General features: G+C 49.0%; 14 protein-coding genes. 11 read left to right on the forward strand and 3 right to left on the reverse strand.

Features of this window, described 5'->3' with window-relative positions; genetic code table 11:
• Nucleotides 1-45 precede the first annotated feature (45 nt).
• The 4 genes from PRIO_RS04710 (at nucleotide 46) to PRIO_RS04725 (ending at nucleotide 6,199) form a co-directional block, all read left to right on the forward strand.
• Nucleotides 46-3,393 (forward strand): DEAD/DEAH box helicase family protein, encoded by a 3,348-nt coding sequence (locus PRIO_RS04710; RefSeq protein ID WP_020428820.1) that lies wholly within the window; start codon nucleotides 46-48, stop codon nucleotides 3,391-3,393.
• A gap of 34 nt (nucleotides 3,394-3,427) precedes the next feature.
• Nucleotides 3,428-4,174 (forward strand): Fic family protein, encoded by a 747-nt coding sequence (locus PRIO_RS04715; protein WP_020428818.1) that lies wholly within the window; start codon nucleotides 3,428-3,430, stop codon nucleotides 4,172-4,174.
• 231 nt (nucleotides 4,175-4,405) lie between these two features.
• Nucleotides 4,406-5,626, forward strand: coding sequence for an MFS transporter (locus tag PRIO_RS04720; RefSeq protein ID WP_046501281.1), 1,221 nt, complete (start codon nucleotides 4,406-4,408; stop codon nucleotides 5,624-5,626).
• Between the two features lie 48 nt (nucleotides 5,627-5,674).
• Complete coding sequence (locus tag PRIO_RS04725; protein ID WP_167345582.1) at nucleotides 5,675-6,199, forward strand: MerR family transcriptional regulator; 525 nt, start codon at nucleotides 5,675-5,677, stop codon at nucleotides 6,197-6,199.
• A 35-nt stretch (nucleotides 6,200-6,234) separates the two neighbouring features.
• Here PRIO_RS04725 and PRIO_RS04730 read toward each other — a convergent pair whose 3' ends face one another.
• Together PRIO_RS04730 and PRIO_RS04735 are read right to left on the reverse strand one after the other, a co-directional pair.
• Nucleotides 6,235-7,548: a M56 family metallopeptidase gene (locus PRIO_RS04730; protein WP_020428812.1), complete on the reverse strand. Its 1,314-nt coding sequence runs from the start codon at nucleotides 7,546-7,548 to the stop codon at nucleotides 6,235-6,237.
• Nucleotides 7,545-7,904 carry a BlaI/MecI/CopY family transcriptional regulator gene (locus PRIO_RS04735; protein ID WP_020428810.1) on the reverse strand — a complete coding sequence of 120 codons (360 nt, stop codon included), beginning with the start codon at nucleotides 7,902-7,904 and terminating at the stop codon, nucleotides 7,545-7,547. Before PRIO_RS04735 ends, PRIO_RS04730 begins: the two co-directional genes overlap by 4 nt.
• A 178-nt stretch (nucleotides 7,905-8,082) precedes the next feature.
• Between PRIO_RS04735 and PRIO_RS04740 the strand changes: the two genes are divergently transcribed.
• Entirely contained in the window at nucleotides 8,083-8,637 is a 555-nt protein-coding gene (locus PRIO_RS04740) for a GNAT family N-acetyltransferase (RefSeq protein ID WP_039788533.1), read from the forward strand.
• 36 nt (nucleotides 8,638-8,673) lie between these two features.
• Nucleotides 8,674-8,880, forward strand: a complete 207-nt coding sequence (locus PRIO_RS04745) for a hypothetical protein (RefSeq protein WP_046501286.1) — start codon at nucleotides 8,674-8,676, stop codon at nucleotides 8,878-8,880.
• A 219-nt stretch (nucleotides 8,881-9,099) separates the two neighbouring features.
• Here the strand turns inward: PRIO_RS04745 and PRIO_RS04750 are convergent, their stop codons facing one another.
• Entirely contained in the window at nucleotides 9,100-9,981 is an 882-nt protein-coding gene (locus tag PRIO_RS04750) for a LysR family transcriptional regulator (protein WP_020428808.1), read from the reverse strand.
• Nucleotides 9,982-10,080: 99 nt separating this feature from the next.
• On the opposite strand from PRIO_RS04750, the gene zwf reads away from it, so the two are divergent.
• The 5 genes from zwf (at nucleotide 10,081) to PRIO_RS04775 (ending at nucleotide 16,223) form a co-directional block, all read left to right on the forward strand.
• Nucleotides 10,081-11,592, forward strand: a complete 1,512-nt coding sequence (zwf, locus tag PRIO_RS04755) for a glucose-6-phosphate dehydrogenase (RefSeq protein WP_020428806.1) — start codon at nucleotides 10,081-10,083, stop codon at nucleotides 11,590-11,592.
• A 39-nt stretch (nucleotides 11,593-11,631) separates the two neighbouring features.
• The gene (gene fsa / locus PRIO_RS04760; RefSeq protein WP_020428805.1) at nucleotides 11,632-12,300 is read left to right on the forward strand and encodes a fructose-6-phosphate aldolase; all 669 of its coding nucleotides are present in this window, start codon (nucleotides 11,632-11,634) and stop codon (nucleotides 12,298-12,300) included.
• A gap of 30 nt (nucleotides 12,301-12,330) precedes the next feature.
• Nucleotides 12,331-13,746, forward strand: coding sequence for an NADP-dependent phosphogluconate dehydrogenase (gndA, locus tag PRIO_RS04765; protein ID WP_020428804.1), 1,416 nt, complete (start codon nucleotides 12,331-12,333; stop codon nucleotides 13,744-13,746).
• 403 nt (nucleotides 13,747-14,149) lie between these two features.
• On the forward strand, nucleotides 14,150-14,632 hold the full coding sequence (locus tag PRIO_RS04770; RefSeq protein ID WP_020428803.1) for a VOC family protein: 483 nt from the start codon (nucleotides 14,150-14,152) through the stop codon (nucleotides 14,630-14,632).
• Nucleotides 14,633-14,861: 229 nt separating this feature from the next.
• Nucleotides 14,862-16,223 carry an amino acid permease gene (locus PRIO_RS04775; RefSeq protein WP_020428801.1) on the forward strand — a complete coding sequence of 454 codons (1,362 nt, stop codon included), beginning with the start codon at nucleotides 14,862-14,864 and terminating at the stop codon, nucleotides 16,221-16,223.
• Nucleotides 16,224-16,321 lie beyond the last annotated feature (98 nt).

Raw genomic sequence — 16,321 nt, forward strand, 5'->3', positions numbered from 1 at the left:
TATTCCAACATATCTTTACCATCTTCTATCCGTGAGGTGAATCCAATGCCTGCAAATTTTGAGTTCTTGCTAGGGCAACCGGAATATAAGTTGTTTGCTAACGCCTGCATCGAAGCGGAGAGAGTGCTTGCCACCTCTCCGGCCATGGCAGCGGTGGGCAGCCGTAAGGCTTTTGAGCTTGCAGTGAAATGGGTATACGCTGCCGATAACACCATCACTATGCCCTACAAGGACAATTTGCAGGCACTTATTCATGAACCTACCTTCAAATTCGCAATGGAGAACCAGACTTGGGGGAAGCTGCCCTATATTATTAAGCTGGGGAACCTTGCGGTACATACAGACAAAGCGATTAGCTCCAGTGATGCCGTTTTGTCGCTTGCTGCATTATTTGAATTCATCCAGTGGCTTGACTATTGCTATGGTGTGAATTATGAAGAACGCCATTTCGCTGAGGATAATATCCCTGTAGAGAAGGTGGTTCTGGATGAAGCCCGTATCAAGGAGAAAGACAGCTTAATTGAGCAAAAGGAATCTGAAATCGAAGCGCTGCGCGCGCAGATCGCGGCAATGAGTGACCGGCTTACTGCCGACAAAGAACAGCACCAGGAAGAGCGCCACTTTACGCCGGAGGATATTTCGGAGTTCCGCACGCGCAAGAAATATATAGATGTTGATTTGAAGCTGCTGGGCTGGACACTCGGGGATGATGCGAGAGAAGAAGTCGAATTGTACGGGATGCCCAATGATGAGGGGAAAGGGTATGCCGACTACGTGCTGTACGGAAAGGACGGCTTGCCTCTGGCGATCATTGAAGCCAAACGCACCTCCAAAGACCCGAAGGCGGGCACCCATCAGGCCAAGCTGTATGCGGATTGCCTGGAGCGAATGACCGGCAGAAGGCCTATGATGTTTACATCCAACGGCTTCGAAACCAATCTCTGGGATGACGTTACCTCTCCGCAGCGCAAAGTCAGCGGCGTATTTTCCAAGTCGGATCTGCAGAAGCTGATGAATCGGCGGAATGAACGCAAAGTTCTGGATGAGGTCGTCATTGACGATAACATCACAGACCGCTACTACCAGAAGGAAGCCATACGTGCAGTTTGCGATAATATTATGACGGGTCATAGACGTTCCTTGCTGGTTATGGCGACGGGTACCGGGAAGACCAGAACCGCCTCCAGTCTAACCGATGTGTTATCCCGAGGGGGATATGTGACTAACATCCTCTTTCTGGCTGACCGAAAGGCTTTGGTCAAACAGGCAAAGGACGACTTCAAGAACTACCTGCCGGATATGTCTCTCTGCAATCTGCTCAGCAATAAGGATGACAAGACGGCCCGTATTGTGTTCTCCACCTATCCTACGATGCTGAATGCCATTGACAGGGCCAAGAGTGATGACGGTAAGCGGCTCTTCACACCCGCCCACTTTGACTTGATTATCGTGGATGAAGCGCACCGGAGTATCTTTAAGAAATTCCGCGCCATATTTGAGTATTTTGACGGCTATGTGGTAGGGCTGACCGCAACCCCGAAGACGGATGTGGACCGCAATACGTATGACTTTTTCGAGATGGAGAGCGGCGTGCCTACCTATGCCTATCCCTATGAGACGGCTGTAGAGATGGACCGTGTGCTGGTGCCTTATCATAATATTGAAGTGACAACGAAAGTTCTGGAACAAGGCATCACCTATGATACGCTCTCTGCAGATGACAAGGCGCGCTATGAGGAGGATTTTACAGAGGAAGATGGCGAAATGCCTGAATTCATCCCTTCTCCGGCCATTAATGATTTCATTTTTAATCAGGCCACAGTGGATCAGGTGCTTGAGGATCTAATGACCCAGGGCATCAAGGTATCAGGCGGAGACCGACTGGGCAAAACGATTATATTCGCTCAGAATAAAAATCACGCTCAATATATCGTGGAACGCTTCAACAAGCTGTATCCGCAGTATAAGGGGGATTTTGCCAAGCGAATTGTATCCGAGGATGATTACACACAAAGCCTGATTGATGACTTCAAGCTTGCGAACAAAAGCCCTTATATCGCCGTCTCGGTAGATATGCTGGATACAGGGATAGATGTGCCGGAAATCGTCAATCTGGTGTTCTTCAAACGGATTCGTTCCAAAACCAAGTTCTGGCAGATGATTGGCCGCGGGACAAGACTTTGTAAGGACCTGTTTGGAGAAGGAGAGGACAAGACTCATTTTGTCATTTTTGATTATCTGGGCAACTTCGAATTTTTCCGTCAACACAAGGAGGGATTGCAGGGGAATGAAGCCTACAGCTTGTCCGAAGTGATCTTTGCGAAGCGTATACGATTAATCCAGCACTTGCAGCAGGCTGTGTTTATAGATGAACCCTATCAATCCATTCGTACAGACCTGATAGAGATCGTAATCGGGCAAATTCAAGCACTCAATACGGAATTGGTATCGGTGAAAATGCAGCTGCAATACATAGAGAAGTATAAACATCAAGCTGCATTTGTCTGCCTGCTGGAGCAGGACCAGTCTAATCTAATTAAATATGTTGCCCCCATTGTTTACATGGATGATGCAGACGAGCATGCCAAACGGTTTGATAATTTGCTGTACGGCTTAATGCTTGCCCAGGCAGAGGAAGCGCCACAATACAAAAAATCGAAGAAACAACTGATCGATGTGGCAACAACTCTTTTACAGCGTGCAACTATACCGCAGGTGAGAGACAAGCTGACGTTAATTCAGACGATAGGGACGGAAGAGTTTTGGGACAGCGCTAATCTGCTGGATTTTGAAAAGGTACGTCAGGAGTTGCGTGGTCTGATTAAATTCATTGTGGATGAGGGAGGCAAGAATCCGATTTATACCAACCTTGCCGATGAGGTTCTTGAAGTTCACGAAGGGAAAGCTATGTATGAGGCCTATACTTTCGAAGATTATAAGCTTAAGGTCAACCGCTATATCGAGAAAAACCGGGACAATCTGGTAATCCACAAGCTCCGCAATAATATTCCATTAACGGCGCTGGACTATGAAGCCTTGGAGAAGATTTTTACTGGCGAGCTGGGCACAGCAGAGGATTATGAGCGGGAATTCAAGGATACTCCGTTCGGGCTGCTGGTCCGCAAAATTGCTAAGCTGGAGTATGCGGCGGCAACGGCTGCATTCTCGGAATTCATCAATGACCAGTCACTGAGTCAGGGGCAGATCGTATTTGTGAAAAAGGTTATTGATTACATTGTGCAGAATGGTTATATCGACAACGTAACCGAACTGACCAAGCCGCCTTTTGACAAACCTCAGAGCTTTGTTAAGCTTTTCGATGGAACGAAGCAGAGAAGACTTGTAGAGACGGTTGCGCAGATTAAAGAGAATGCGGTTAAGATCATCGGGTGAAAATAAGGTAATCTAACACAAAGGAGTGAGCAGTGTGGACTACCCCGAATTACTGCGTAAAAAAGCCTTATACGAGCAGGCCAAACATACACTCCCGGAAGTAACCGTCAAAAGTTATGTACAGGCGTTTGAACTGGAGTATACCCATAATTCCACAGCAATTGAAGGTAACACGCTTACTCTTCTGGAAACCAAGGTGGTACTGGAGGAAGGGCTGTCCGTAGGTGGGAAGAAGCTGCGGGAAATTTACGAGGTCATTAACCATAACAAAGCCTACCAGCATGTAAAAGCCTGTATTGAGCAAGGGCTGCTGCTGGACGAAAACATCATCAAGGACATTCATGCCATCCTGATGGAGAATATTATGGTGGGTGGTGTCTACCGCAATGTAGAGGTATATATTTCAGGAGCTGCACATACACCGCCAATACCAAATGAGATGTACCGACAGGTGCAAAACTTTTATGCTGATTTGGCTGATAAAAAGCCTGTTAACATCATTGAGCTCGCGGCGTGGACGCATGCGGAGTTTGTGCGCATCCATCCGTTTGCGGACGGGAACGGGAGAACATCACGGCTGATTATGAACTACCAGCTGCTGGCGAACGGCTTCTTACCCATCTCTATTGCGAAAGAAAGCAGATTGGATTATTTTAATGCTCTGGAAGCCTACGCTGTACATCGGGACCTAAGGCCTTTTGCTGATATGATGGCTTCTTTGGAGGAGCAGCAGTTGGATCGTTACTTGGGGATGATCGAGAGGCAGCGGGAGCGGCAGTAGAAGTCTCAAGTATGGTAACCAATAGCTGGCACACAATGAACAGTGCTATATAAAGCGAACTTGAAAAAGTAACAAAAGGGAAAAGGGTTTGGCACCCGAAGCAGCGTTTTTCCATTAACCGGAGAAGCGCTGCTTTGCTGTTTTTAAAGGATGCAACCATATAATATTGACCTGTCTATGGCTTTATAGTTTAGCGTTACAGATGAAAAGCCAGATCATCAGGAGGCCAATATGAAGAAAATCAAAATCAACCCAAATCTGTCCCTTTTATTAAGCGGCCAGCTCATATCGCAGATTGGAGATAAATTCTATGCACTTGCGCTTGCCTACTGGGTTCTCCAGACTACGGGCTCACCATCGCTGACAGGACTTGTATTATTTTTTTCCATGGCCCCGGCCATTATAACAGGTTTATTTTCCGGAGGTATTATTGACTTCTTTAACAGAAAAAAGCTAATGGTCAACATTGATATTATCAGGGGGCTGGTTGTCTCCATAGTGGCTATTTCATATTATGCAGGTGCATTGAATATGCCGATAATCATTACTGCACAAGTAATACTATCGATCTGTTCTGCATTCTTCGATCCTACTGTTCAAGCGGTCATACCGCAAATTGTAGAGAAAGGCGAACTGATCAGTGCCAATGCGAGAAGTCAGTTTGTTAGTGGCGTTTCGCTTGTCGTAGGGCCGTTGTTGGGCGGTATTTGTGCAGCATGGTTGGGGTATGGTTTTATCTTTTCATTTAATGCATTCTCTTTTTTTGTAGCAGCTTTCCTTGCAGCCTCACTTGTTATCAAACCAGTTACATATACGGAGCCTTCAAAGAAAAAAATCAGGGAAAATATTCAAGAGGGTTATAAATATATTTTCAAAAACAGGAGTATAATCTTAATCGTGACAGTCGTTGCTATTTTGCACTTTTTCGTGGGTTCTGTTCAAGTAATCATGCCCGTATTTGCCCTGACTTTAAAAGGAAACGGTGCGCAAAATCTTGGGATTATTGAATCCTTTTATGGGACGGGAGTTATAGTAACAGGTTTTATTCTAAGCTTGACGAGTATAAACGGTCAGGAAAAAAAATACATGTACGGAGGCATTGGTTTTATCGGTCTGGTCTATATGGTATTCGGCATTCTTAGTAACTCGGGTGTAGATGAGGTTTTACCGTATTTTTTCATATTTTTTGCAATGAGCTCTGCGGTTGTTGTGATTAGCACTTGCTATCGCGCTATTCTACAGCAAATGGTTGAGAATGAAATGTCAGGAAGGGTCTTCGGCATAATAGGCGCTGTAGGCAATTTTACTTATCCGGTTGCAATGCTCCTATTCGGAATAATGTTGGAATGGTTCAAATATGGTCTGCTGTTGATGTTCTGTGGATCGATAGTTATAGTTCTGGGTCTAGCTTTGTTCAAACTTAACAGAAAAAGTATTGAAGCTTCTTCATAAGAGGAATGACTTCAATCCAGAAATGATGAGGTGTGTATGGTAGTATCTGTGAGTAAAATAGCTGCCAGATTTGGGGTATCCAGGAGTACTTTGTTATATTATGACTCCATAAACCTGCTTAAACCATCGGCAAGGAATGAGGCGGGGTATCGGCTGTATAGTGATGCAGATGTGGAACGATTACGCAAAATCTTACTTTTCAGAAAAGCGGGCGTGTCATTGGGTGAGATTGCAAATCTATTACATGCAGAAAACTTGGAGGTCACCGCATTGCTTTTGAAGAGAATGGGAGAACTGAACAAAGAAATAGAAGCAGTAAAAAAACAACAGGCTGTGATTATCAAATTATTAGAAAATAGTATGCTATATAAAAATTTAAAGAACCTTGATGAGTGTACATGGCTTGCAATATTGAATTCGGCAGGGATAAGCAGGAAAACGTCAGATGAATGGCATTCCGAATTTGAAAAGCATTCACCCTTACAGCATCAACTTTTCCTGGAGCTGCTCGGATTTAATGAAGAGGAAATACTTAATCAAAGGGAGCGCTATAGAGCTTTTGATAAAAGGTAGTGATGTTATGAGTGAAGATGAATGAACTGGATTAATTAAAGAGATTGAACAACACTATGATACTCCGCAACCACGAGTTCCCCGTCTTCAACCGCGAAAGTAAGGCTCTCTTCTGATTGGTAAAATGCCGGTTCGCTGGTTTGGGTGAGGTAAGTGATGCGCGCCGTTTTGCCCTCAATGCGGATTTCGTAATCGGCCACCCAGGGGCTGGATACACCGATGTTGTAGTTCCAGTTCTCACCGCTTCTGGCGATTTGCTCCTGCTTGAATTGTTCCTTCATAGCTGCCGACATCATCGCATAGCGGGGGTGACCGTCACGGGAGACAAGGGCATCCGCCCAGACGGTAGCAAGCTTGTTGATCTGATCCGCTGACCCCTCCGCTTTGCCGGCCGGATTAGCCATTAATCCCACCATGAAGATTAGCGATACGATGCTGGCTGCAGCGACCGCTCCAACCTTCGGCTGTTTATAGTTCAGCACATGTTTAATTCTGGCATGGATGCTGCTTTGGCCAAAGGCAAGCGGACTGCCGGACAGCATAGGGCCTCTTTTTACGGAAAAAGCCAGCAGCGAGTGTGAATAACCGGCCTTCGCGCCATTGCCCAGTTTGCGGAGCACGCTTTCGTCGCAGGACATCTCCATATCCTTGCTCATCAGTGTAAAAGAAATCCACATCAGCGGATTGAACCAGTGTATGACAAGCACCAGGAATGCCAACGGCTTAATCAGATAGTCCCGTCTTCGGATATGTGTCCGTTCATGCTCCAGGATATAAGTGAGCCCGTTCTCCTTGATGCCAACAGGAATCACGATTCTGGGCCGAATGAAGCCATATACAAAAGGTGTAGTGATTCGGTCCGATTCAAAAACATTTCCCTCCACCAGCGTTGCAGTTCTCAGCTTATGTATGATTTTGAGATAGGCGATCACGCTGTAGCTGAGCAGCAGAACGATGCCAACCAGCCAGACCATGGCGGCAAGCTCCATAATGAATTGCATGGGATTCACGCTTGCGGCAGGAGTGGCAGAGGGCAGAGAAGCTTTGACCGCTTGATTGATGACGTCCGTCCCGATGTTGACCGCAGGGTTATTCATTAAGCCGATTTGAGTTGGGATATATTCCATTGCTCCGCTCCCCGCTGGAACACTAGGTGCCAAAAAGCTCAGAAAGCTGAAGCCGGAACTAAAACTAAAAGGAAGTACCAGCCGGACGAGTACTGCCACCCATAATGTATAAGCGAAGACCTTGGGCGCTTTGCGGAAAAGCAGGCGGACGATGATCACGGCAATGGCGGCATAACTTGCGGTAATACTCATATTCAGAATGGCGATGAACCACGCGGTCATTTTGTTGCCTCCTCAATAATGCGTTTGAGCTGTTCTGCTTCTTTGGGGGAGATCTGGCGGTTACCCAGAAAGGCAGTTAGAAATTTCGGCAATGAACCGTCAAAGGCTTTGTCGAGCAGGGCTTCACTCTCATACCTCTGAGCCTCCTCGCGTTTAATCAGGGCAGACACCACGGCATTTTCATTTTGCAGAATCCCCCGTTCACATAGCTTTCTGAGCACGGTGTAGGTCGTGGATTTTTTCCAGCCCAACTTGCTGTGACACAGCTTCACCAGCCCGGTTGAATTAATCGGTTCGTTCTCCCAAATGAGCGATACAAATTTATATTCCGCATCAAACAGTTTATACGGCTCCATTCATTTCACCTCAAGTTCCAAGTTTATTGTAATAGACCTTTGATTAGGAGCTTATTGGAGTAGACCTGCTTTGTCAAGCACGGGGAGCAAGAAAAAGGGTTGTAAAAAATTAAGGGAGGGTTCAAAAATGGATCGGGAAGAAACGCGAAGACCACTTGATGCAGACTCCTCGGAGTTTCTGGATATCTCCATCCGGGAAATGACGGCTGAGGATCAGGGCTGCTGGACGGACATGGACGATTCCTTTATCGTAGATTCGGCTCTTGTCCTTTCATTTATAGCGAGTCAGTTCACATATACCGTGGAAGACATTCCAATCTATGAGAAAAGATACTTGGAAGAAACCCCTGAGCAGGCAGACGAAATAGACGATTCTGAGTACATCAATAACCCCGATCAAGTGGTTTATTTGGCTTTTGCGGAACAACAGGCGGTGGGGCGAATAGTATTGAAAAAGAATTGGAACCGCTATGCCCTTATTGACATGATCCAGGTGGACAAGCCATTCAGAAGGCATGGGATCGGCAGACAACTGATGGAACAGGCCAAGTGCTGGGCGTTGGAGCGGGGATTGCCTGGAGTTATGCTGGAAACGCAGAGCATCAATGTGCGGGCATGCAGGTTCTATGAGAGCTGCGGGTTTGTAATTGGCGGGTTTGATCAATATGTGTATAAAGGAATCCCGGCAGTCAGCGGAGAGGTTGCGGTGTACTGGTATCTGCATTTTGAATAGAGGGGTGCAGCGTCTAGATTCAGGTAGTCAGACAGTGTGGGTGGAAAAGAGTACAAATACCAAGAAGCCGTGCGGCCAACACGGCTCCCGGAGCATGGCCGCTTTGAGGTCGGCGGCTTAAAAAAGTCTTACCTGCGGCAATGGGAAGCTACCTTTGACCGGGTAGATTGCTTCAACAACGGCAGAAATGCCGTTGTTGAGCCGCCAGCGTATACGCGGGCTACATGGCGGAATGAGAGGTAAAAGTACCTCTGATTTCAGCGTACGCGGGCAATATGGCGGAATGATAGGTAAAAAGTACCTCTGATTTCGGCGCCCGGGCAGATTGCCTGGAAACAACGGTAAAAATGCCGTTGTTGGAGCACTGCGAGGCAGTTTGACCAGAAACAACGGCAAAACTGCCGTTGTTAGGCCGCCCCCTGGCAGTTTACCGTTGTTTTCCCCGGCCTCCCCCGGCCCACTCTACTTCGTAAGCTCAATAAACTTGCTGGCCGCAGTCGTCAGCGGCATGTTGCGCATGGTCATCATGCCCACCTGGGCAGGGGGGAGCTGTACGTCGAGCTGAATTTCGAAGAGGGAGCCCTCTTCCAGCTCCTTGGACACGAATTCCCGCGTGACGAAGGAGATGCCGAGTCCTTTGCGGGCAAATTCGATCAGCAGGCCCACGCTGCCTACCTCAAATTCCGGCTTCAGCTCGTAGCCGTAACCCCGGAACAAGTCTGTAATGGCCATCCGTGCACGGCTGCTGCGGGAGAAGAGGATGATGGGATATTGAAGCAGCTCTTCAATAGAGAGCACCTTCTGATTCAGCCCGGCATAGTGGCTGCCCGCAATGAAGCAGTCCTGGAGCTGAAGCCCCTGCCGCACTTCAAGCTGGGGATCGGTGATCGGCATGCGTACAACGCCCAGGTCAACTAGGCCTTCTTTTAAATAAGAGATGACTTCGGGTGTAGTCCCGTGGATCAGATGCAGCCGGATGCCGGGGTAGCGCTGGTGAAAGACTTCGATGAAGGGCAGCAGATAATGCTTGAACAGGGAATCACTGCCGCCAATCCGCAGCTCGCCGTTGTCGAGGTTTTTGAGCTCGGCCATCTTCTTCTCGGCCTGGGTGATGAGAATGTGCGATTGCTCAATATAGGAGTACAAGGTGGCGCCCTCCGGTGTCAGTACCACGCCTTTGGAATTCCGGGTAAACAGGGTCAGGCCAAAGCTGTCTTCCAGTTGCTTGATCGCATGGCTGACGCTGGGCTGGGTAATGTAGAGGGATTTGGCGGCCTGGGTCAGGCTTCCGGTCTTTGCTGCCCAGTAAAAAACCTTATACAGCTCAAAGTTGTTCATAGACATGGTCTATAGCTCCTGTGAAATATATTAATTACTTGCATGGTTCGTATTTGTATTATAGTGTACTCAGGAAAGATAAACCAGAGCAGAAGGAGAATGGAGATGGAGGCAACTACATTTGTTTTGTTTGGAGCGACAGGAGACTTGGCCCGAAGAAAGATCTATCCTGCGCTGTATAATTTATATCTCGACCACAAGCTGCACCATTCATTCTCTGTGATTGGTCTTGGCAGAAGAGAAGTGGCTGATGAAGCCTTTCAGGCTATGGTGGAGCGGTCGATCCGGGACTTTTCCCGGCGGGAAGTGAATGATTCTGCGTCCGTGCGCGGCTTCCTGAAGGCCTTCCGATATAATGTGCTGGATGTGGGGCACACCGAAGATTATCTTAAGCTGCTGCAGCGGGTTGAACAGCTGGAAGCGGATATGGGCGGTTCCCCGAACCGGATGTTCTATTTATCCGTCGGTCCTGAGTTTTTTGAACCGATTGCTTTGAATATCAAGGAGAGCGGTCTGGGTGCCGCCAAAGGATGGAAACGCCTGGTGATTGAAAAGCCCTTCGGCCATGATCTGCAATCGGCCCAGGAGCTGAATCTGAAGCTGAGCGAGGCTTTTACCGAGGATGAAATTTTCCGGATCGACCATTACCTGGGCAAACCGATGGTGCAGGAGCTGGATGTGTTCCAGCAGACGAATCCGGTGCTTCATGCCCTCTGGAACAACCGCTACATTGCCAATGTGCAGATTACCGCAGGCGAAACGGTGGGCGTGGAAGAAAGAGCGGGCTATTACGATCATGTGGGTGCGCTGAGAGACATGTTCCAGAATCATATGCTGCAGCTGCTGATGATGCTGGCGATCCGCCTGCCGAAAGACAGCACAGCAGACGAAGTGCGCTTCAAAAAGAAAGAAGTGATGGAGTCCCTGGAGCCGCTGGAAGAAGCCGATGTCCAGTTCAATGTAATCCGCGGGCAGTATACCGCAGGCACAATCCAAGGTAAGCCAGTCCTGGGCTACACCTCTGAACCGGGAATTCCGGCCGATTCGCAGAACGATACCTTTATTGCCGCCAGATTGCAGATTGACGATCCCTTCTGGAAGGGTGTGCCTTTCTATATCCGGACCGGGAAGAGAATGAAAGAGAAATCGACGCGTATTGTCATTGAGTTCAAAGAGCCGCTGAAGCAGAACTCGTCAGCTGCCGAGGATGATATCCCTAATCTGCTGGTGTTCGAGATCAGTCCGAACGAGGGAATTACCCTGCAGCTCAAGGCCAGAGATCCTCAGCACAAAGGGAAGTTCAAAGCGATGCACATTGACTTTCACACCAGTTCTATTGAAGTGCCGGAGGCTTATGAGAATCTGATTTATGATGCGCTGCACGGAGATCCGTCGTTCTTTGCGCATTGGAATGAGGTAGAGCTGTCCTGGAAATGGGTGCAGCCGATCCTGAATGCTTTTGCCAAGAATAGCGTTCCTCTCTATCATTATGCAGCCGGGACGTTTGGACCTGCCGAATCAGACCAGCTGCTTGCAGAGAACGGGCATCACTGGTGGCTTGATTCTGCTGTGGAAGAAGAAGGCGAGCTTGCGCTGCCTGTTGCTTCAAATTTTTAATACTACAATTAGTTCAATTAAAAATGGAGGTTTAAGAATATGAAATTTTTTATCGATACCGCTAATGTGGAAGACATCAAAAAAGCATACCAAATCGGTGTTTTGTCCGGAGTCACAACGAATCCATCACTGGTTGCCAAAGAAGGCGTGAAATTCGAAGACCGCATTGCAGAAATTCTGCGCACCGTGCCTGAGGTGGAGTCTGTGTCTGCCGAAGTGACGCCGGATGCGGTTACCGCTGAAGAGATGATCGCACAGGCGAATGAACTGATCAAGATCAACAACTATGACAAAAACATCACGATCAAGCTCCCGATGACGCTCGCAGGTCTGGAAGCCTGCCGTTACCTCACTCAAAAAGGTGTAAAAACCAACGTGACGCTGATCTTCACTGTGAACCAGGCGCTGCTCGCTGCCCGTGCAGGAGCTACCTATGTATCGCCGTTCCTGGGCCGTCTAGATGATATCTCCGAGGATGGAGTCCAATTGATCGTAAAAGTTGCCGAGCTGTTCCGTATTCATAACCTGGACGCGCAGATTATCGCAGCTTCGGTCCGCCATCCGGACCACGTAACCCGCGTAGCCATGGCTGGTGCGCATATTGCCACCATTCCGTTCAGCGTGATCGAGCAAATCTCCAAGCATCCGCTGACCGATCAGGGGCTGGAGAAATTCGCTGCCGACTGGAAAAAAGCGCCGCAGGTTTAATACAGCACATATCATAGGAGGTCATGGACGATGGGGAAACAGCAGATTGGTGTGGTCGGCTTAGCCGTTATGGGTAAGAATCTGGCCTTGAATATGGAGAGCAAAGGGTTTTCGGTGGCCCTCTACAACCGTTCCCGGGAGAAGACGGATGAACTGCTTGCGGAAGCAGCAGGCAAAAACTTCACAGGTGCCTACAGCATCGAAGAGTTTGTCCAGTCCCTGGAGACGCCGCGCAAAATCATGATTATGGTCAAGGCCGGCAAGCCGACAGATGATACGATTCAGCAACTGGTGCCGCATCTGTCGCCAGGGGATATCCTGATTGACGGCGGCAACGCCTTTTTCCCGGATACGCAAAGACGGAATAAGGAGCTTCAGGCTCAAGGCTTCCGCTTCATCGGGGCCGGGGTATCCGGCGGTGAAGAAGGGGCGCTGAAAGGACCAGCCATCATGCCGGGCGGGCAAAAGGATGCCTACGAGCTGGTAGAACCGATCCTGACGGCAATTTCGGCCAAAGTGGACGGGGACCCTTGTTCGACCTACATCGGCGAAGATGGTGCCGGGCACTATGTCAAAATGGTGCATAACGGCATTGAATACGGCGACATGCAGCTCATCGGCGAAGCGTATCAACTGCTGAAGGATGTACTCGGCCTGGATACCGCTGAATTGCATGAGATTTTCTCGGAATGGAACCGCGGGGAGCTGAGCAGCTATCTGATTGAAATCACGGCTGATATTTTCGCCAAGGCTGACCCGGATACCGGCAAACCGATGGTTGATGTAATCCTGGATTCCGCCGGACAAAAGGGAACAGGCAAATGGACGAGCCAAAATGCCCTCGACCTGGGTGTTCCGCTGTCCATCATTACCGAATCCGTCTTTGCCCGGTTCATCTCAGCGATGAAGGAAGAACGTGTGGCTGCAAGCAAACGCCTGAAGGGTCCTGCGGTCAAGGGGTATGACGGCGATGCCAAGGAGTTCATCGAAGCGGTCCGCAAAGCGCTGTATGCCAGCAAAATCGCCTCCTACGCCCAGGGCTTTGCCCAAATGAGAGTGGCTTCGGACGAATATAACTGGAACCTCAACTATGGCAGCATTGCGATGATTTTCCGCGGGGGCTGCATTATCCGCGCAGGCTTCCTGCAAAACATCAAGGACGCCTATGACCGCGACCCTGAACTCAAGAACCTGTTCCTGGACGAATACTTCAGCAGCGTGGTGCACAACTACCAGGAAGCCTGGCGGGATGTGGTGGCGCTTGCCGTCAAAAGAGGAATCCCGGTTCCGGCGTTTGCCTCCGGCCTGGCCTATTATGACAGCTACCGTTCCGAACGCCTTCCCGCCAACCTGCTGCAGGCGCAAAGAGATTATTTTGGAGCGCATACCTTTGAGCGGCTGGACCAGCCGGGGAGCTTCCATTTTCAATGGATGGACCAGAACTGATCAGATAAGATTAAACCATAAAGCCCGGGCCTGCGCCCGGGCTTTTGTGCTATATAAGTTGAACTTGAAAAATACATAAAAAGGGTAGAAGTGCGGAGGGGAAGTTTGGAACTGGAAGAGCGAATGCGACCGCCTTTGTCACCGGATTTCAACCGCGAAAGGCGGTTCAATCAAGAAATCTGGGGACAACAGCGGCTGGAAGTCCAAACATTCCCCGTAGTTACGACCATACCCCACAATGTAAAACTAAAGTTCAACTTATATAGATCAGAAAGTTATATATTTCCGGTCCCTTTTTTTAGCAATCCATAAGAAATTAAGCCAGCTATTTGGTCTATAATGAAGAGGAACGTCTGGCAGTGGAGCATTCCAGCTGCAAAAGAATATTCGGGAGGGATCTGTTATGCCGAAAATTGTTACGAATCTATGGTTCGATACGGAAGCGGAAGAAGCAGCGAAATATTACACCTCGATTTTCAAAAATTCCCGGATCACAAATACCGCATATTATGGTGAAGGCGGCAGGCGTCCTGCCGGAACGGTGCTGACAGTGACGTTTGAACTGGACGGACAAGTATACACCGCGCTGAACGGCGGCCCGGAATTCAAGTTTACGGAAGCGATTTCCCTGTTGGTGAACTGCGAAGGGCAGGAGGAAGTCGACGAGCTGTGGGAAAAGCTGTCCGCAGGCGGCACGGAAGGTCCGTGCGGATGGCTGAAAGACAGATACGGCTTATCGTGGCAGATTTTCCCGACTGTACTGGGAGAGCTGCTGAACGATCCCGATCCCGTCAAAGCACAAAGAGTCATGCAGGCGATGCTGCAGATGGGCAAGCTGGACATTGCCGCTCTGAAGCGGGCGCATGAGGGCAGCGATTTGTCTTGAAATCCGTCAACAATCCTATCGTTCTAAGAATGCGGCTGTCGCATTCTTTTTTTTGCTATTAAATGGCTGACCGCTCTGATGTCTGATCTATTGTCTTTCCGCATGGATTCCCGTACAATTCTACAGGGTAATCCTTCAGCGCGTTAATGAATATCACAGCAGAGGAATTACTTACACAGTATGATAGTTAATGCGAGATCAACCAGACATGTGAAGGGGAGCGTTCTTGTTGGAAGCTAAGCAATTAAACAGGGGTCTTAAGACAAGGCATATTGAACTGATTGCACTCGGGGGGACCATTGGGGTGGGCCTCTTTATGGGATCGGCCAGCACGATCAAATGGGCAGGGCCTTCAGTGCTGCTGGCTTATCTGCTGGCGGGAATCATCATGTTTTTTGTTATGCGCATTATGGGGGAGATGCTGGTGCTGGAACCGGTGACCGGCTCTTTCGCTACGTTTGCTCACAAGTATATTCATCCGCTTGCGGGTTTTATGACCGCCTGGAGCTACTGGTTCCTGTGGGTTACGGTAGGGATGGCGGAAGTTACGGCAATCGGGATCTATGTGGGCTACTGGTTTCCGGGAATACCGCAATGGCTGCCGGCATTGGCAGGTGTAGGGATTATCGCTGCGGCTAATCTGGCGGCGGTGAAGTTCTATGGAGAATTTGAATTCTGGTTCGCCATGATCAAGGTGGTGGCCATTGCGGTAATGCTCGTGCTGGGCACGGGGATGATCTTTTTTGGTCTGGGTAATGGAGGGCATCCCATAGGCCTTTCCAACCTATACAGCCACGGTGGTTTTTTTGCCGGGGGCTTGAAGGGCTTTCTGTTTGCGCTTTGTATCGTCACGGCCGCCTATCAAGGGATTGAACTGGTGGGGATTACGGCCGGAGAAGCCGAGAATCCGAAATATACGCTGCAAAAAGCGATCAAAAACATCATCTGGCGCATTCTGATTTTTTACGTGGGCGCGGTTTTTGTGATTGTCACGATCTATCCTTGGGATCAGGTGGGGGAGATTGGCAGTCCGTTCGTTTTGACCTTTGCCAAGGTGGGGATTGTGGCTGCGGCGGGCATTATCAATTTTGTGGTGCTGACGGCCGCCATGTCCGGCTGCAACAGCGGAATTTACAGTGCGGGAAGAATGCTGTATACGCTGGCGAAAAACGGACAGGCCCCGAAATTTTTTGGCAAGGTCTCGAAGACCGGTGTACCGAGGAACAGTATTATCACGACAATCGCCCTGCTGCTGCTGGGTGTGCTGTTCAACTATCTGATGCCTGACTCCAAGCTGTTTCTGTACATATACAGTGCCAGTATTCTTCCGGGAATGGTGCCGTGGTTTGCACTCGCGGTCAGCCAGTTCCGGTTCCGGGCGAAATGGCGAAGCGAAATGGGCGCGCATCCGTTCAAGTCACTGTTCTTTCCGGTCAGCAACTATATCATGGTAATCTTTCTGTCGCTGGTGCTGGTCGGCATGTGGTTTAATCCGGATACCCGCACTTCCCTGATTGTCGGCGCAGTCTTTATTCTAGTGGTCATTGCCGGATATTATGTGTTCGGGATTGGCAAAGGCCAGCAGCGTTAACAGGGTATGCCATGCGCTGGTCAAGCCGATGCTCTGTAATTTATTAATAAATCCTGAGTGCCTGGTTCACTTTATTTAACAGCTCAATATAACCGATA

It is taken from the genome of Paenibacillus riograndensis SBR5, from assembly GCF_000981585.1.
GTDB lineage: Bacteria > Bacillota > Bacilli > Paenibacillales > Paenibacillaceae > Paenibacillus_AQ > Paenibacillus_AQ riograndensis.